This window comes from Paraburkholderia dilworthii (genome assembly GCF_000472525.1).
Taxonomy (GTDB): Bacteria; Pseudomonadota; Gammaproteobacteria; order Burkholderiales; family Burkholderiaceae; genus Paraburkholderia; species Paraburkholderia dilworthii.
The window spans coordinates 94,341-110,406 of record NZ_AWZT01000011.1 but is presented as its reverse complement, the minus strand read 5'-3'; the positions used below and the strand labels follow the sequence as shown (position 1 = coordinate 110,406).

Here is a 16,066-nt window from a genome sequence, read left to right as displayed (position 1 = left end):
CCCCGGTGCTATCCTCATAATCTCGCTTCTTTCGGCGAATTAGCTCAGTTGGTTAGAGCGACGGAATCATAATCCGCAGGTCCGGGGTTCGAGTCCCTGATTCGCCACCAGTTGCAAGAAAAAGCCGCTGATCCGCAAGGTTCAGCGGCTTTTTTGTTCTGGCTGTCCGCATTTGATACGGATAGCGACACCCGCAACTTCAAGGAGGTTTCTTGATGACGTTCCGCACCGCCGCGCGCGCCGTGGCCATCGCATCGATCGCGCTTCTGGGCGCCGCTTCCACCAGCGCCGTTCAAGCGCAAACTCCGACCGACAACCAGTGGCGCGCGAGCCAGACCACGCTGTCGACGCTTCTGCAGAATGGCTACAAGATCGTCGCGGTCGTCAACACGCCTCGCGGCGACGGCGGCCCGGCCGACACCATCTTTGTCCAGCGCGATCAGAGCGCCTTCAAATGCATCGATTCGCAAGGGCCGGAAGCCGGCAAGAAAGCGCCGGGCTGCTATGAACTCGCGCCGCCGTCGGGCGCGGCTACGGGCTCTGAAGCCAAATAAAAAGCCGCCCGAAGCCGGCTGCGGAAAGATTCCATCAACGATCCACCAACCGGCTCAGGTTGCCGCGCACGCGCTGCAATAGCGCGATGATCTGCGCGGCCTCTTCATCGGTGAAGCCGTTCAGCGCCTCGAGCGCGACCTCGTCGCCCACTTTGCGCGCCTTGCCGAGCGCTCGCTCGGCCTTCGGCGTCATGCGTACCTGATGCTCGCGCCGATCCTGTGGATTGGCCACCCGCTCGATCCAGCCACCCTCTTCCATCCGGTCCAGCAGACGGCCCGCGGAGATGGGCGCGACTTCGAGCAAATCCGCAAGCCGCGCCTGGTTGATATCGCCGTAGTGAGCGAGGTAGGCCAGCACGCGGCACTGCGCGCGTGTCAAATCGACCGACGATTTCGCGAGGTCGTCGAAACGCTTGCCGGTCAAGCGGCCAACGTCGGAAATCAGAAAGCCGAAGCGCTCTTCCAGTTGGGTTTTCATGCGCGGATTATACGAAAGCCTTTGGCGCAGCCACGCCTTCTGCACGCAATTCAGCCTCCGCATAATTCCCGATGCTGGCGGCCGCATGCGCCCGATATACTAAGCATGCTTATTATATCGACGACCCCGCACATTCATGTCCACCGACTCTTCGCCGTCGAGCGCCGCCGCGCCGCTCAACCGGCCGATGATCACGATCTCGATCATGCTCGCCACGCTGATCCAGACGCTCGACAGCACCATTGCCAACGTGGCGCTGCCGCACATGCAGGGCACGCTGTCCGCGTCGCAAGACGAGATCACATGGGTGCTGACCTCGTACATCGTGGCCGCCGCTATCGCCACGCCGCTGACCGGCTGGCTGTCCGACAGGCTGAGCGTGAAGCGCCTGCTGATCATCGCGATCGGCGGGTTTACCGTGTCGTCGGCGTTATGCGGCTTGTCGGAGACGCTCACGCAGATCGTCGCGTCGCGTCTGCTGCAAGGCGTTTTCGGGGCGTCGCTCGTGCCGCTGTCGCAGTCCATCCTGCTTGATATCAATCCGCGCGAAAAACAAGGCCAGGCGATGGCCGTGTGGGGTATGGGCGTGATGGTCGGACCGATTCTCGGCCCCACGCTCGGCGGCTGGCTCACCGACAGCTACAACTGGCGCTGGGTGTTCTTCATCAACGTGCCGATTGGCGCATTCGCGCTGTTCGGCGTGGCAACGTTCCTGCCCTCGCGCGCGCCGAAGCCCGACGCGAAGTTCGACGCGTTCGGCTTCGCCACGCTCGGTCTCGCGATTGGCGCGCTTCAGGCCATGCTGGATCGCGGTGAGCAACTCGACTGGTTCGGTTCGCACGAGATCGTGATCGAGGCGTTGATCGCTGCAATCAGCTTCGCGTTTTTTCTCGTGCATACGGCAACCATCGGCAAAAAATCGTTCTTCAAATACGAGTTGCTGAAGGACCCGAACTTCGCAACGGGCACATTCTTCATCTTCGTGATCGGCGCGGTGATGTACGCGACGCGCGCGTTGCTGCCGCCAATGCTGCAAAACCTGATGAACTATCCAGTCGCGACCACGGGCCTCGTCACCGCGCCGAGCGGCGCCGGCACGATGCTCGCGATGCTTCTCGCCGGCAGGCTGCTCAAGCGGATCGACCCGCGGCTGATGCTGCTCGCAGGCTTTCTGATTTCGGCGTTCGCGCTGTGGCAGATGATGCACTACACGATCGTGCTGTCGGCGTCGGACATTGTGTGGCCCGGCGTGATACAGGGCTTCGGGCTCGGTCTCGTGTTCGTGCCGTTGAGTGCGCTGACGTTCTCGACGCTCGCGCCCGAACTGCGCGCGGACGGCACCGCGACCTACAGCCTGATGCGCAACATCGGCAGCAGTATCGGCATCTCGATCGTGCAAACGCTGATGACGCGCAACACGCAGATTTCTCACGCGGACCTCGCGGCCAATGTCACGCCGTTCAACCCCGCGATCCAGCCGATGCTTGCGAGCGGCTCGAACTACGACATGGCGGCACTGAATGCGTCGATCACGCAGCAGGCGTCGATGATCGCTTATCTGAACGATTTCAAGCTGATGTTCGTCGCGACACTGCTTGTCATTCCGCTGCTGCTGATGATCCGCCCAGGGCACAAGACGCACGACGCGTCGGCCGCTCATGCGGCGATGGATTGATCATGCCTCGATGCGAGCGCGCGTGACGCCGAGCAGGCGCGCCATCGCGTCGCGGGCCGCGGCGGCGTCACGCTCGCGAATCGCTTCGAACACGGCCGTGTGTTCGGCGAGCGACGCGTTGAAAACGTCGGCGCGTTTCGCATTGAGCCGAAGCTGTGCCTCGAGCGTGCGTTCGATCAGCGTGCCGAGTGGAATCAGCAATTCGTTGCTGCACGCAATTAACACGCTCAGGTGAAATTGCAGATCGGCACGCACCCATTCGTCGACGTTGCGCGCGGCGGCCATCGCCGCGTGTGCAGCGGCGAGCGCGCCGAATGTCTCGTCGGAGTGCGAAGCGGCGGCGAGACCCGCGGCGTATGGCTCGATCATCTCGCGCATTTCCTGCAGCTTGAGGGCGAACTGCATCGGCTCGGCAACGCGCGAATACCAGTCGAGCACGTCGACATCGAGCAGATTCCACGCATGCCGTGGCCGCACGCGCGTGCCCACGCGCGGACGCGATTCGATCAACCCTTTCGACGTTAGCGTGCGCAACGCCTCGCGCAACACGGTGCGGCTCACGCCGAACGTATCCATCAACTCTGCCTCGCGCGGCAGGATCGAATCGGGCGCGTAGTCGCCGCGCAGAATCGCAGTCGCCAGCAGATGCGCGACGCGCCCATGCAGATCGTGCTGAATAGCTTTCTCCCTGCGGCGTTGCCGCTCAATATCTGGCGAATAGTACTATTAATAGTACTTTAGCGGCCTTTGTTGTAGCATAGAAATCCTCGAATATTTCGCAAGTGATCGGAGACGCACGACATGAAAATCACCAAGCTCGAAACCTTCATCGTTCCGCCGCGCTGGTGCTTCCTGAAGATCGAGACCGACGAAGGTATCGTCGGCTGGGGCGAGCCGGTGGTCGAAGGCCGGGCGCATACGGTGGCTGCGGCGGTCGAAGAACTGTCGGACTATCTGATCGGCAAAGACCCGCTTCTGATTGAAGACCATTGGCAAGTGATGTACCGCGCGGGCTTCTATCGTGGCGGTCCGATCACGATGAGCGCGATTGCCGGCGTCGACCAGGCGCTGTGGGACATCAAGGGCAAGCATCATGGCGTGCCGGTGCACGCGCTGCTCGGCGGCCAGGTGCGCGACAGGATCAAGGTCTATTCGTGGATTGGCGGAGACCGTCCGAGCGACGTCGCGAACAACGCGCGCGCCGTGGTCGAACGTGGCTTTAAGGCCGTGAAGATGAATGGCTCCGAAGAATTGCAGATCATCGACACCTTCGACAAAGTGCAGGGCGTCATCAACAACGTGGCGGCGGTGCGCGAGGCGGTCGGGCCGAACATCGGTATCGGCGTGGACTTCCACGGCCGCGTGCATAAGCCGATGGCGAAGGTGCTGGCGAAAGAACTCGACCCGTACAAGCTGCTCTTCATCGAAGAGCCGGTGCTGTCGGAAAACGCTGAAGCGCTGCGCGATATCGTCAATCAGACGAACACGCCGATTGCATTGGGCGAGCGTCTGTATTCGCGCTGGGACTTCAAGCACATTTTGTCGGGCGGCTACGTCGATATCATTCAGCCAGACGCGTCGCATGCGGGCGGGATCACCGAGTGCCGCAAGATCGCGTCGATGGCGGAAGCCTACGACGTCGCGCTCGCGCTGCACTGCCCGCTCGGACCCATTGCGCTCGCGACCTGCCTGCAGATCGATGCAGTGAGCTACAACGCCTTCATCCAGGAGCAGAGCCTCGGCATTCACTACAACCAGGGCAACGATCTGCTCGATTACATCAGGAACCCGGAAGTCTTCAAATACGAAGACGGCTTCGTGTCGATTCCGCAAGGCCCGGGCCTCGGTATCGAAGTGAATGAGGAGAAGGTGCGCGAAATGGCGAAGGTCGGTCATCGCTGGCGCAATCCGGTTTGGCGTCACGCTGATGGCAGCGTCGCCGAGTGGTAATCGTTTCAGCCGCCTGCCGAATGACGCCGCCTGCGAGCGGCGTTTTCTTTTGGGCGCTCTCAGCAAATCAGGCTCGCACGTTACGGTGACGTGACATGCGCGCGCTTGAGTAACGTAACGCCCCCCGCCGCTCGAGCCTTGAATCGCGTTTTCGCGCCTCCTGAGCGCTTTCGCCCGCGTTGCCAAAGCCTTGCCTGCAAAGGCTAAGCTACCCTTTGTTCGACATCAGACAGATGCATGGCCCACTCCTTGCTCAAATGCGTTCAAACAACGAATGCATCGGGAAGCAACATGGGCGAATTCATTCCGGATTATTTGCTGCGCGAACAGGCGGCCGTCGGCGCGCTGGTGTTGTTCGGCGTGCTCCGGGTCATCGGCGCGGCCGTTGCGTATGAACGCGGCTGGCGCATCGCGGCGGTCGAGAAATGGTTCATCGTCGCCGCAGTCGTGTATTGCATCCCGCAGCTTTCCGATTTGCTCACGCATGTCTACGGCGCGCATGCAGCAGCAGCCGAACTCGAAGGCAAGGTCGCAGGCTGCGCGATCGCGCTGTTTTGCGCGCCGATTCTCGGGCATCGGCTGGGTCTCGAGTGAATCCGCCGAACGCCGAATGATCAACATGCGATTGTTCACAAGACTTGCAGAACCGGCTCGGCTCGCCAGACCTGCGTATTGCGTCGGCGACGTGCTGAAGCTCAAGTCCGGCGGATCTGCAATGACCGTCACGTGGAGCGGGCCGGTGCTGTTCGCGCCCGGCAACTGGCTGATCTGCCAATGGTTCGGCAACACCGGCGAGTTGATGCAGGAGATGTTTCCCGAGGAGACATTGGAACCGGAGCGGGCCAAAACCGCGTTGTCACGTTCGGAGTAGTAGCGGGTTCGCTGGCCAACGCCGGGCGACCGTGTGTACTGCGCCGCACGGCGAAACCGTGCGGCGCTTTTTTATGCAGTGCGCTCGTGCCTGTTTGAATGTATAACGACGCGGACCATCACGGCCCGCGCGTCGGGCGCCGGTGACTCGTGTACCGAGCTCAGCCGAGCGCCGCGAACGCCGGCGCGCTATGCGCGAGCGCGGCGGCAGTAACCAGGACGCCGATCATCGCAAGCGCTTCCAGATACAGCACGTTGACAAAAGTGTGCGCGTCCATCGTCGATGCCGTGCGGCGTAAGCGGGGAAGCGCAAGAAAGCGATTGAGGCCGCCAAGCACGAGCGCAAGTGCGACGAGCGAGAGCTTGAGGATCAAAACGTGGCCCCATGTACTCGACCCGATCGCTTGGAACGAGCCGCCCGAGCCGCGCACGGCGTTGAAGATGCCGGAGAGCAGCACGAACCCCACCGTGACCGCCGACACGTTCGACACCTGCGTCGCCGTGCGGATCAACAGGCCTCGCGCGGTCGAAGCGCCGAGCGCCGGCAACACCACAAGCCCGGCGGTGATCGCCAGGCCGCCCCACACGCTTGCTACGAGCACATGCAATGTTTGCATCGCGATAGCTGCCGATGCCGGACCGGCATCCGCCGCGTGCCCGAGCGACGCCTTGCCTGCGGCGATCGCAATCACCGCGAGCCACAGCAGCGCGTTGCGCAACATGCCGCTATGACTCGTCATTGCGGTGCCGAGCAACACCAGCGCCCCCGCGAACGCAACGCTCCAGCCGTAGCCGACGTGCGTTTGTGTGAGCACCGTAGGCAGGAAGCCGAACGCGGCGGGCAATGCAACGCCGCTCATCGACGCCGCCTGATATAACAGCCAGCCGAGATCGGCGAGCACCAGTACGACGCTGGCGGTCAGCATCGAACGTTGCGCGCGCAACCACGCGGCGCGCCCGGGCGCGACCTTCGCCTTTGCATCGTTCGCGAGCCACGCGCCGAGCAACGCCGAACCGACGGTAAACGCGAACGCGACATTCATGAGCGCGGCCAAGGCGACCTGCCCGATCCACAATCCGTCGATGCTCATTTGACGGTGAACGCAAAGTCGCCCTGCGTACGATGGCCATCCGTGGCAACCGCGATCCAGTGCACCGCGTAGCGGCCGGCGCCCAACTGCGGCAGCGGCAAATGCATGACGCGCGCATCCTGCTTGTCGACTTGCGACGCAGCAGGCGCGGCTGTCTTGCCTTTGGCGTCGTCCAGCACGATTTTGCTGAAGGCCGGCTCGAGCGGCTCGGTGAAATGAATGGTCACTTCGGCGGGTGCGGCAACTTCGGTGTTGGCCGCCGGCTCGCTGGAAACGAGATGGGCATGCGCGAATGCCGTGGACGCCAGCATGAGCGCCGCGGCGCCGAACGCGGACGAAAGCCGCGCCGGACGTGAAAGATTGATTAGCTTCATGTAAGGCCGATAGCGGATGAACAGGGAACGGCGGGCGCCGGCCGGACTGCGTGAAACTTGAGAATCGCTGCGCGCAAACGCACAAACCGATCCGGCGCGGGCTCCGGCGCCCGCAAGTGTACGCTTCGATGGTTCGCGCGCGCGTGGGTTCAACATAGCGCGGGTAAAAGTTCTCGGGTATAGCGCTTGCACCCGCGACACGCGGCAGAAGTCGGAAAGCAGCGCAGCAGATCCGCGCGGCGATGCGCGTCAAACTGTCGCACGCCGGTGACAGCCGCAAGTATGTCGAATGCGGCAAATAGTCATCATCACCCTTCGATGATAGAATGCTGCGTCGCCGCAGCGCCGGCTGCCCTTCACACCGAGCCGCTCGAAGTTCGGTCAGGTCCCCGATTTTGATGGAGTTACGCGTGTCTTCAAGACGCATTTTCCGCCCGTTGCTTGCCCTTCTGCTGATCGGCTCCGCGGGTGTCTATAGCGCTGCGAAAGCGCAGACTCAACCGAAGGCCCCCGATACGATGGAAGCGCGCGTGCAAGGTTGCACGGCTTGCCACGGCACGCACGGTCAAGGTACTGACAACGACTACTTCCCTCGTCTCGCGGGCAAGCCGGCCGACTATCTGTACAACCAGTTGCAGAATTTCCGCGAAGGGCGCCGCAAGTATCCGCCCATGAATTACCTCGTCACGTATCTTTCCGACGACTATCTGCATCAGATCGCCACCTACTTCTCGAAGCAGCGCCCGCCATATCCGCAGCCGGCCAAGCCGACCGTTTCGTCGACCACGCTCGCGCGCGGCCAGCAAATCGTGCTGAACGGCGACGCATCGAAGCAGATCCCGGCTTGCGCGGCTTGCCACGGCAAGGGCTTGACCGGCATGGAACCGGCCATCCCGGGTCTCGTCGGTCTGCACTCCGACTACATCAGCGCACAGCTCGGCGCATGGCGTTCGGGCACGCGCCACGCAATCGCACCGGATTGCATGCACACCATCGCTACGCGTCTCACGGACGAAGACGTGAACGCGGTCGCTGCCTGGCTTTCCACGCAACAGGCTCCACAAAACCCCGTGCCGGCTCCGGCCCGCTCGATGAAGACTCCGCTTGCCTGCGGCAGCGAACCGCAATAAGGCACCGGGAGAGACACTCAAATGAAACGCAAGTCTTTGTTCGCCCTCTCGGCAGTTGTCGTGGTTGCGGCTGCTGCACTCGTTCCCGTCCTGTGGTCGGGCGGCGACAACCTGCATAACGGCTCGGCCGTGGCGGCAACGCCTGCCGACCAGGCTGTGCTCGTCAAGAAGGGCGAGTACCTCGCCCGCGCCGGCGACTGTATCGCCTGCCATACGGTGCGCGGCGGCAAGCAGTTCGCCGGCGGCCTGCCTATGGCCACGCCGTTCGGCACGATGTTCACGCCGAACATCACGCCCGACGACCAGTACGGGATCGGCAAATGGACGCAGGACGACTTCTACCGCGCCATGCACACCGGCCGCTCGAAAGACGGCAGCCTGCTTTATCCGGGCTTCCCGTTCACGAGCTACACGAAGGTCACGCGCGCCGACTCGGACGCGATCTACGCATATCTGCGCTCGGTCCCGCCCGTCGCGGTCCCGAGCCGTCCGCACGAACTGAAATTCCCGTTCAATCAGCGCAACATGCTGATCGGCTGGCGCACGCTGTTCTTCCGTGAAGGCGAGTATAAGCCGGACCCGACCAAGTCGGTCGAATGGAACCGCGGCGCGTACCTGATCGAAGGCCTCGGCCATTGCGGCATGTGCCATACGTCGATCAACGCAATGGGTGGTCCGGTCAGCTCGGCGGCTTTCGCGGGCGGTCTGATCCCGTTGCAGAACTGGTACGCACCGTCGCTCACGTCGAACAAAGAAGCCGGCCTCGGCGACTGGGAAACGAAAGACATCGCCGATCTGCTGAAGACCGGCGTGTCGAACCGCGGCGCGGTGTTTGGCCCGATGGCGGAAGTGGTCCACAACAGCCTGCAGTACATGAGCGACGCGGACATCAACGCGATGGCCACGTACCTGAAGACAATTCCGCAAAAGAGCGAAGCACCCGAGCCGCTGCAACTCGAAACGTCCGAAAAATTCGGCGGCGAACTGTTGAAGCAAGGTCAGAAAATCTACGCTGACAACTGCGCGAAGTGCCACGCGGAAAACGGTCTCGGTCAGCCGCCGGCCTTCCCGCCGCTCGCGAACAACCAGTCGATCCAGATGCCGTCGGCGGTCAACCCGATCCGCATGGTGCTGAACGGCGGTTATCCGCCGAGCACGGACGCGAACCCGCATCCGTACGGCATGCCGCCGTTCGCGCAGTCGTTGTCGAATCAGGAAGTTGCAGCCGTGGTGACATATATCCGTATGTCGTGGGGCAACCACGGCACGGCGGTGTCGCCGCAGCAAGTATCCGATCTGCGTTCGGCGCCGCTCGACTAAGCGGCGTTCGATGCACCCTGGGCGCGGCCGGCGAAATTCGCGGCCGCGCCCTTCGTTTTTTGAGGACCGGTATCATTGGGGTAACTCGCGCGCAACTGTTGCCCCGATGAAACCGTGCAGGAGGAAAGAGCCGTGCATGTCGGTGAGCGTTTCAACAGCATTACCCACCTCGTCGGCGCCGTGCTGTCGGTGGCGGGGCTGGCTACGCTCGTGACGATGGGCGCGGTAGAGGGCGACGCGTACAAGGTGGTCAGCTTCAGCGTGTACGGTGCGATGCTGTTCGTGCTGTATGCTATCTCGACGCTTTACCACAGCGTGCGCAGCCCCCGTGTCAAGGCAGTGCTGCAGAAATGCGACCATTCGGCAATCTATCTATTGATCGCCGGAAGCTATACTCCGTTCACGCTTGTCACGTTGCGCGGACCGTGGGGTTGGTCGCTGTTCGGCGTAAGCTGGGGGCTCGCCGCTCTCGGCATCGTGCAGGAACTGACGCTCGGGCGACGCACCCGCAGCGTTTCGATGGTGCTGTATGTCCTGATGGGATGGCTCGCGCTCGTGGCCGTCCGCCCGCTGGTTCAAGCGTTACCAGCAGCGGGCACTGCCTGGCTCGTGGCCGGCGGGATCATCTACAGTGCCGGCATCTACTTCTTCATCAACGACGAGCGCATCCGGCACGGACATGGTATCTGGCACCTGTTCGTACTGGCGGGCAGTCTGTGTCAATTCGTCAGCGTTGCGCGCTATGTCGCGTGACGTCCACGGCGGCGAAATGCAACTTAAGGCCAGTCAACGTGTCTGCATAGCGCGTTGAAGCATTCGGCACGCATCCGAGCGTGCCGCCGATTTCTCTGCGAACGGAACTGGGCTTCGGCCTCGACCTCGATCACGCCAAGCGGCGTGTTCATGCCGCATTTGTGCCCGCTGGGGGCCCACGTGTGCCGTTCGCGAAACCGCATTGCAAAGAGTTTCTATGTCTTTTGATTCCCTCGGCTTGTCCGAACCCCTGGTCCGCGCTGTACACGAACTCGGCTATACCACTCCGACTCCCATCCAGACGCAAGCAATCCCCGCCGTGCTTAACGGCGGCGACTTGCTGGCCGGCGCGCAAACCGGCACTGGCAAGACGGCCGGCTTCACGCTGCCGATCCTCCAGCGTCTTAACTCCATGCCGCCGCTCGCGTCGGCTTCGGGCAAGCGCGCGGTGCGCGCGCTGATTCTCACGCCCACGCGTGAACTCGCCGCGCAGGTCGAAGAAAGCGTGCGCGCCTACGGCAAGTATCTGAAACTGAAGTCGACGGTGATGTTCGGCGGTGTCGGCATCAATCCGCAGATCGGCGCGCTCAGGAGCGGCGTGGATATCGTCGTCGCGACACCGGGCCGTTTGCTCGACCACATGCAGCAGAAGACCATCGATTTGTCGCATCTCGAGATTCTCGTGCTCGACGAAGCGGACCGGATGCTCGACATGGGCTTCATCCACGACATCAAGCGCGTGCTCGCGAAACTGCCGCCCAAGCGCCAGAACCTGCTGTTCTCGGCCACTTTCTCCGACGAGATCAAAACGCTCGCCGACAATCTGCTCGACTCCCCGGCGCTGATCGAAGTCGCGCGCCGCAATACGACCGCGGAAACGGTCGCGCAGAAAATTCACCCGGTGGATCGCGACAAGAAGCGCGAATTGCTCACGCATCTGATCAAGCAGCACAACTGGTTTCAGGTGCTGGTGTTCACGCGCACGAAGCACGGCGCCAATCGGCTCGCTGAACAGTTGACCAAAGACGGCATCAGCGCGCTGGCGATTCACGGCAACAAGAGCCAGTCGGCTCGCACGCGCGCGCTCGCCGAATTCAAGGACGGCACGCTTCAGGTGCTGGTTGCAACCGATATCGCCGCGCGCGGGATCGACATCGACCAGTTGCCGCACGTTGTCAATTTCGACCTGCCGAACGTGCCGGAAGACTACGTGCACCGGATCGGCCGCACGGGTCGCGCGGGCGCGACGGGCGAGGCGATTTCGCTCGTGTGCGTCGACGAACTGCAACTGTTGAAGGACATCGAGAAGCTGATCAAGCGTCCGGTGCCGCAAGAAGTGATCGCCGGTTTCGAACCGGACCCGACTGCCAAGCCGGAGCCGATCTTGCGACGTGGCCAGGGCGGCGGTGGCGGTGGCGGACGTTCGCCGCGTCAGGGTCAAGGTGCACCGAAGGGAGGCAACGGCGGTGCGGCGAAGGCGGCGCAAGGCACGGGGCAGCGCTCGGGGCAACGTCCCGCGAGCGGTCAGCAGCAGCCGAAGCCGCAAGGTGCGAAGCCGGCCGGCAACGGCGGACAATCGCGCCGCGACGGTCAGCGTCACGATGACCGTCCGCGCGCTGTCGCGCATGAAGGCAGCGCTGCGCAGCACGCGCCGCGCAAGCCGCAAGGCAGCAACCCCGGTGCGTTGCTGAGCGGCGCGAAGCCACGCAACGATGCGCCGCGCGGGGGCAATCCGGCACGCAGCGGTCAGCGTGGTCGTTGAGGTTTTGTGGCTAACGGTGACCGCGAACGCTTGACTGCTGACGTTAGCAGTTGACGTTGGCCACGAAGGTTCGGCCGTTGACGCTTGGCCGTTAAGATTTGCCCGCTGACGCCGACGTTTAGCCGCAGGCTTATGGCTGCACGTTCGGCGACTTCGCCCGGCCGTGGAGGCCGGCCGCCAAGGCTGGTGGTTGCCCGGTCGTTGAGTCGGGCCTCCGCGTCCGACGGTCGAGCCGGGCCCGTAACTCGCCCCATGAAGCGTTGCTCAAAAATTCGCGCAACGCAATAACGCCTCTCGCCCGATCAAGCAACCACAGGCGCAGCTAGGCGCGCGGGCTTAACTCAAGTCCTCGATGCCGCGGCTCTCTTCAAGTGCTCGATCTGCCGTTCCCATCGGTCGAGCACCTTCTCTCGCTCTTCTTCCAGTTCAAACGTAATGCCGCTTGTCAGGCGCGCATAGCGCACGCTTTGCATTTGCGCGGAATCAATCGAACAGCTCATATAAACGAGACCGCTGTCGTCGCCATCGGCGGGAGGAAGCGCTGCGGCTAGCAACTGGACCTGATAAAACGCCTCTTCGAAGACGAAACTCAATGCCGCGCGCCCGCTTCGCGCAATCGCGCGCGCCGCCCGCGCTTGCGGCCATAGCGCGATACACAGCGTGCGCGAATCGGGCGCATACAACTCGCCTGCGCCGAGCAGCGACGTGCGGATATGCTGATTCACATCGACGGTCAGCAGCGAAGCCGTGAAACCCGTCTTACTCGCAAGCGACGAGCCGTCGAACAGCGCGCGAACCGCGTCGGGCCATTCGTCGAATGCAGTCTGGTCGAGCGGGCGCTGGGGCAAGGAGGAGTCGCTCATTGGATATATCCGGTTGGAAGGGGCTGGCCTCAATGATGCCTTGAAAAGCAGATGGCCCGCATCCGCGGGCCATCTTTCGTGCCGGCGCATTGCCGGCATCAGCACTGCCGCTTTAACGGAAGAACACGTGTTGCGTGATCTTAGCCAGCGGGTAATGCACGCCGGGTTGAATCTTCGCCGGCAAGTCGAGCGGCTTGAGCAGCATCTTCACGCACATGTCCGCCGACAGGTTGCGCCGCACGAGTGCATTGATGCGCGCCGCCCGCTCTCGATTGTAGGCTTGATCGCGCACGCGCTCCGGATAACGGATCGCGAACACGTGACGCAATGCGATCTCCGAATCTTCGTTCTTGATCTCGATCACGCGACGCATTAACGCGCCCAGAACTGCGAGCCGACCATTGCCCTCGATCCTGTTGTACTTCTTGAAGTACTTTAAAAAGTGCTTGTAATGACGGACCTCGTCGGTGCGAATGTTGTCGGTGATTTCCTTGAGCACCGGCTCGTCCGAACACTCGCCAATCGCGCGATACAGCGTTGCCGTACCCGTTTCGACGACGCAGCGCGCCACCATTTCAAGCGCGCGAGTCTTTTCGAAATCTTCCACGGAACAGGTCAGCGAATACTCGTCCATGAAATTGCGGAACGCCGTGTCCCAATCGTATTCGGGCCACACGTAGGCGATATACGTTTTGAGCGCGCGGCCGTGCTGCATTTCCTCCGGCTCCCACTCGTTGTTGAGCCACGCGGAAACTTCAGGATCACCGTCGAAGAACTTGCTCAGATTACTGGTGTAAAGATCGGTGCCGCTTTCAATGAACGAAGCGGCGCACAGCAGCAACAACAGATCTTCGTTGGCGACGGCTTTCTGGCGATCAATGCGTGTGAGGTCGATGTCCTCGATCCGCCAGGGCATGACATGGTTCAGCTCTGTGTGCATCGTGTCTTGCTCCGAAAGCTGTATCGACTCGTGGAGCGTGCTCAGAACCGCTGCTATCGCGCTGCCTTGCGTTGCGGTTCGCCGTGTCGGATACAGCGCCGTGAATTAGAGTTAACCCCTGTGTCTGCATCTTAGCCGCTGTTTCGCAAGTCTGCAGACAACCCAGCACAGACCGTGCCGATTGGCCGCGGTTCCAATTCCACGATAGACGAAAGTTTCGGTGAGGCAAGCACGACCGCATCGCGCAAGAAAAAGCCAGCCCGGCAGGCTGGCTTTGCTTCGCAAAACGCGGGCGATGGCAGCTCGAAAATTACGGCTCGCAGATACTTCGAAGTGCCTTTCGAGCCGCGTTGACGAAGACCTTGAGCGCCCTCAGAAGCCGGCGGCCAAACCGTCACGGCGGCTGTCGCTCGCGGCCACATAACCGCGCTCCGGATCGTTGCGATCGAGCTTCCAGATGTACTGGCCCGAACCGAAATCCATGTAAGGATCGTCGACGGATTTGATCGTGTGGCCGAGCTTCTGCAATCCCTCGGCCGTCTTCGCGTCGAGCGTCGATTCAATGTCGATCGTGAAGTCGCGGTTGACCTTCCAACGCGGTGCGTCGCACGCGGCCTGCGGCTGCTGACCATAATCGAGCATGCGCACGATGGATTGCAAATGACCCTGCGGCTGCATGTCGCCGCCCATCACGCCGAAGCTCATCACCGCTTCCTGCTGGCCGTCCACCTGCTGCGTGAGGAATGCGGGGATGATCGTGTGGAACGGCCGCTTGCCGCCTTCCACCACATTCGGCGACTTCGGGTCCATCGAGAAACCGGAGCCGCGATTCTGCATGGAGATGCCAGTGTCCGGCACCACGATGCCCGAGCCGAAGCCCATGTAGTTCGACTGAATAAAACTGACCATCATGCCGCGCTCGTCCGCCACCGACATGTAGATCGTGCCGCCCGCCTTCGGCATGCCGAAATCGAACTGCGTGGCGCGTTTGTGATTGATCAGCTTCGCACGCGACGCGAGGTAGGCGTCGTCCAACATCTGTTCGGGCGTGACTTCCATCGAACGCGGATCGGCGACGTAGCGGTAGACGTCCGCGAACGCGAGTTTCATCGCCTCGATCTGCAAGTGCTGCGACTCCACGTTGTCGACCGTCAACTCCTTCACGTCGAATTGTTCGAGGATGCCCAGCGCGATCAACGCCGCTATGCCCTGCCCGTTCGGCGGAATCTCGTGCACGGTGTAGCCGCGATAGTCCTTGCCAATCGGCTCGACCCAGTCCGCGCGATAGCTGCGCAGGTCGTCCACGGTCAGCGCGCCACCGCATTCACGCGAAAACGCCGCGATCCGCTCGGCGATCTCGCCTTCGTAGTACGCGCGCGAGCCTTGTTCCGCGAGCTTGCGCAGCGTTTTCGCGTGGCCGGGAAAGCGCACGAGTTCGCTCACTTCCGGCGCGCGTCCGCGCGGCATGAACGTGGCCGCGAAGCCCGGCAGATCTTTCAGCTCCGGCACTGCCGCCGCCCATTTGTGAGCGACGATGCTCGCCACGGCATGACCACGCTCGGCGATCTCGATGGCGGGCTCCATCAGATCGGCGAACGGCAGCGAGCCGAATTTCTGATGCAGCGCTTCCCAGCCCGCGATGACGCCGGGAACGGTCACCGCGTCCCAGCCGCGCTTGGGCTGAATTGCGAGCCCGTCTTCCTCGCCGTATTTGCGTTTGAAGTAGTCCACGCTCCAGGCAGCCGGCGCCACGCCCGATGCGTTCAGGCCGTGCAGTTTGCCGCCGTCCCACACTAGCGCGAACGCGTCGCCGCCAAGACCGCACGAAACTGGTTCGACGATGGTGATCGCGGCTGCGGCGGCAATTGCCGCATCGACCGCATTGCCGCCTTTCCACAGCATGCGCAGCCCCGCCTGAGCGGCGAGCGGATGGGACGTCGAAACGATGTTACGCGCGAACACAGGCAAGCGCGGTGTCGGGTAAGGGTTTTGCCAGTTGAAGCCAGTCATGTCGAACGCTCTCAAAAGCAACGGTCAGGCGACGCTAGCCGCCGGACACAATAAGAAAGATGAAGCACGGGCGGAACGGAAAACCTTCGATTGCATCGCGATCCGGCTCGAAAAACAAATTCATTTATCGAATGGATAAATGCGCCGCCGCGCTGAATGCACACCGAGTCGGCGCGCGCAGTCTTATGCATGTCGCACGAGTTGACGGAGGACTCGCACGATGGTCTTACAATACACGCACCCTCGTTTGAGCATCCGCCCCACGCCCGTCGCGGCAGGCGCCGATAACAACCCAC

17 protein-coding genes and 1 tRNA gene are annotated in these 16,066 nt (G+C 62.3%); 11 read left to right on the top strand and 7 right to left on the bottom strand.

All coding sequences use genetic code 11. The annotated features are described in order from the left end of the window. The first annotated feature begins 33 nt into the window (after positions 1–33). Positions 34–110: transfer RNA gene (locus tag F759_RS0112720), tRNA-Met, on the top strand. A 105-nt stretch (positions 111–215) separates the two neighbouring features. Continuing rightward, positions 216–554 (top strand): hypothetical protein, encoded by a 339-nt coding sequence (locus F759_RS0112715; RefSeq protein WP_027800197.1) that lies wholly within the window; start codon positions 216–218, stop codon positions 552–554. Between the two features lie 34 nt (positions 555–588). Here F759_RS0112715 and F759_RS0112710 read toward each other — a convergent pair whose 3' ends face one another. After that, positions 589–1,032 (bottom strand): MarR family winged helix-turn-helix transcriptional regulator, encoded by a 444-nt coding sequence (locus F759_RS0112710; RefSeq protein WP_027800196.1) that lies wholly within the window; start codon positions 1,030–1,032, stop codon positions 589–591. Positions 1,033–1,168: 136 nt separating this feature from the next. On the opposite strand from F759_RS0112710, the gene F759_RS0112705 reads away from it, so the two are divergent. Continuing rightward, on the top strand, positions 1,169–2,707 hold the full coding sequence (locus F759_RS0112705) for a DHA2 family efflux MFS transporter permease subunit (protein ID WP_027800195.1): 1,539 nt from the start codon (positions 1,169–1,171) through the stop codon (positions 2,705–2,707). Here F759_RS0112705 and F759_RS0112700 read toward each other — a convergent pair whose 3' ends face one another. After that, the gene (locus F759_RS0112700; RefSeq protein WP_036024229.1) at positions 2,708–3,415 is read right to left on the bottom strand and encodes a FadR/GntR family transcriptional regulator; all 708 of its coding nucleotides are present in this window, start codon (positions 3,413–3,415) and stop codon (positions 2,708–2,710) included. Between the two features lie 93 nt (positions 3,416–3,508). On the opposite strand from F759_RS0112700, the gene dgoD reads away from it, so the two are divergent. From dgoD to F759_RS0112685, 3 genes are all read left to right on the top strand, one after another. Next, complete coding sequence (gene dgoD, locus F759_RS0112695) at positions 3,509–4,657, top strand: galactonate dehydratase (protein ID WP_025602604.1); 1,149 nt, start codon at positions 3,509–3,511, stop codon at positions 4,655–4,657. 291 nt (positions 4,658–4,948) lie between these two features. Next, entirely contained in the window at positions 4,949–5,251 is a 303-nt protein-coding gene (locus F759_RS0112690; RefSeq protein WP_027800193.1) for a hypothetical protein, read from the top strand. A gap of 25 nt (positions 5,252–5,276) precedes the next feature. Beyond that, positions 5,277–5,528, top strand: a complete 252-nt coding sequence (locus F759_RS0112685; protein ID WP_027800192.1) for a YodC family protein — start codon at positions 5,277–5,279, stop codon at positions 5,526–5,528. A 160-nt stretch (positions 5,529–5,688) separates the two neighbouring features. Here F759_RS0112685 and F759_RS0112680 read toward each other — a convergent pair whose 3' ends face one another. Both F759_RS0112680 and copC read right to left on the bottom strand, forming a co-directional pair. Then, on the bottom strand, positions 5,689–6,618 hold the full coding sequence (locus F759_RS0112680; RefSeq protein ID WP_027800191.1) for a CopD family protein: 930 nt from the start codon (positions 6,616–6,618) through the stop codon (positions 5,689–5,691). Beyond that, complete coding sequence (gene copC, locus F759_RS0112675) at positions 6,615–6,992, bottom strand: copper homeostasis periplasmic binding protein CopC (RefSeq protein WP_027800190.1); 378 nt, start codon at positions 6,990–6,992, stop codon at positions 6,615–6,617. The genes F759_RS0112680 and copC overlap by 4 nt, the downstream gene beginning before the upstream one ends. 398 nt (positions 6,993–7,390) lie before the next feature. Between copC and F759_RS0112670 the strand changes: the two genes are divergently transcribed. The 4 genes from F759_RS0112670 to F759_RS0112655 all read left to right on the top strand — a co-directional run bounded on the left by F759_RS0112670 (position 7,391) and on the right by F759_RS0112655 (position 11,957). Continuing rightward, the gene (locus F759_RS0112670) at positions 7,391–8,122 is read left to right on the top strand and encodes a c-type cytochrome (RefSeq protein ID WP_033379637.1); all 732 of its coding nucleotides are present in this window, start codon (positions 7,391–7,393) and stop codon (positions 8,120–8,122) included. Between the two features lie 21 nt (positions 8,123–8,143). After that, positions 8,144–9,442 carry a c-type cytochrome gene (locus F759_RS0112665; protein WP_027800188.1) on the top strand — a complete coding sequence of 433 codons (1,299 nt, stop codon included), beginning with the start codon at positions 8,144–8,146 and terminating at the stop codon, positions 9,440–9,442. Between the two features lie 132 nt (positions 9,443–9,574). Then, positions 9,575–10,195, top strand: a complete 621-nt coding sequence (gene trhA, locus F759_RS0112660) for a PAQR family membrane homeostasis protein TrhA (protein WP_027800187.1) — start codon at positions 9,575–9,577, stop codon at positions 10,193–10,195. A 217-nt stretch (positions 10,196–10,412) separates the two neighbouring features. Continuing rightward, entirely contained in the window at positions 10,413–11,957 is a 1,545-nt protein-coding gene (locus F759_RS0112655) for a DEAD/DEAH box helicase (protein ID WP_027800186.1), read from the top strand. A gap of 341 nt (positions 11,958–12,298) precedes the next feature. Here the strand turns inward: F759_RS0112655 and F759_RS0112650 are convergent, their stop codons facing one another. The 3 genes from F759_RS0112650 to ggt form a co-directional block, all read right to left on the bottom strand. Next, complete coding sequence (locus tag F759_RS0112650) at positions 12,299–12,820, bottom strand: hypothetical protein (RefSeq protein WP_027800185.1); 522 nt, start codon at positions 12,818–12,820, stop codon at positions 12,299–12,301. A gap of 112 nt (positions 12,821–12,932) precedes the next feature. Further along, positions 12,933–13,760 carry a ferritin-like domain-containing protein gene (locus tag F759_RS0112645; RefSeq protein WP_027800184.1) on the bottom strand — a complete coding sequence of 276 codons (828 nt, stop codon included), beginning with the start codon at positions 13,758–13,760 and terminating at the stop codon, positions 12,933–12,935. Positions 13,761–14,132: 372 nt separating this feature from the next. Then, positions 14,133–15,770 carry a gamma-glutamyltransferase gene (gene ggt / locus F759_RS0112635; protein ID WP_027800182.1) on the bottom strand — a complete coding sequence of 546 codons (1,638 nt, stop codon included), beginning with the start codon at positions 15,768–15,770 and terminating at the stop codon, positions 14,133–14,135. Between ggt and F759_RS43010 the strand changes: the two genes are divergently transcribed. Next, a complete protein-coding gene (locus tag F759_RS43010; RefSeq protein ID WP_161633313.1) occupies positions 15,769–15,909 on the top strand; it encodes a hypothetical protein in 141 nt (46 codons plus the stop codon). The two genes, ggt and F759_RS43010, sit on opposite strands and share 2 nt — an antisense overlap. Positions 15,910–16,066 lie beyond the last annotated feature (157 nt).

Coding starts and splice junctions, on each gene's coding strand:
- dgoD (WP_025602604.1), top strand. CDS start 3,509: ATGAAAATCACCAAGCTCGAAACCTTCATCGTTCCGCCGCGCTGGTGC.
- F759_RS0112690 (WP_027800193.1), top strand. CDS start 4,949: ATGGGCGAATTCATTCCGGATTATTTGCTGCGCGAACAGGCGGCCGTC.
- F759_RS43010 (WP_161633313.1), top strand. CDS start 15,769: ATGTCGAACGCTCTCAAAAGCAACGGTCAGGCGACGCTAGCCGCCGGA.
- F759_RS0112655 (WP_027800186.1), top strand. CDS start 10,413: ATGTCTTTTGATTCCCTCGGCTTGTCCGAACCCCTGGTCCGCGCTGTA.
- F759_RS0112650 (WP_027800185.1), bottom strand. CDS start 12,820: ATGAGCGACTCCTCCTTGCCCCAGCGCCCGCTCGACCAGACTGCATTC.
- F759_RS0112685 (WP_027800192.1), top strand. CDS start 5,277: ATGCGATTGTTCACAAGACTTGCAGAACCGGCTCGGCTCGCCAGACCT.
- F759_RS0112645 (WP_027800184.1), bottom strand. CDS start 13,760: ATGCACACAGAGCTGAACCATGTCATGCCCTGGCGGATCGAGGACATC.
- ggt (WP_027800182.1), bottom strand. CDS start 15,770: ATGACTGGCTTCAACTGGCAAAACCCTTACCCGACACCGCGCTTGCCT.
- F759_RS0112670 (WP_033379637.1), top strand. CDS start 7,391: ATGGAGTTACGCGTGTCTTCAAGACGCATTTTCCGCCCGTTGCTTGCC.
- F759_RS0112665 (WP_027800188.1), top strand. CDS start 8,144: ATGAAACGCAAGTCTTTGTTCGCCCTCTCGGCAGTTGTCGTGGTTGCG.
- F759_RS0112715 (WP_027800197.1), top strand. CDS start 216: ATGACGTTCCGCACCGCCGCGCGCGCCGTGGCCATCGCATCGATCGCG.
- F759_RS0112705 (WP_027800195.1), top strand. CDS start 1,169: ATGTCCACCGACTCTTCGCCGTCGAGCGCCGCCGCGCCGCTCAACCGG.
- F759_RS0112710 (WP_027800196.1), bottom strand. CDS start 1,032: ATGAAAACCCAACTGGAAGAGCGCTTCGGCTTTCTGATTTCCGACGTT.
- copC (WP_027800190.1), bottom strand. CDS start 6,992: ATGAAGCTAATCAATCTTTCACGTCCGGCGCGGCTTTCGTCCGCGTTC.
- F759_RS0112680 (WP_027800191.1), bottom strand. CDS start 6,618: ATGAGCATCGACGGATTGTGGATCGGGCAGGTCGCCTTGGCCGCGCTC.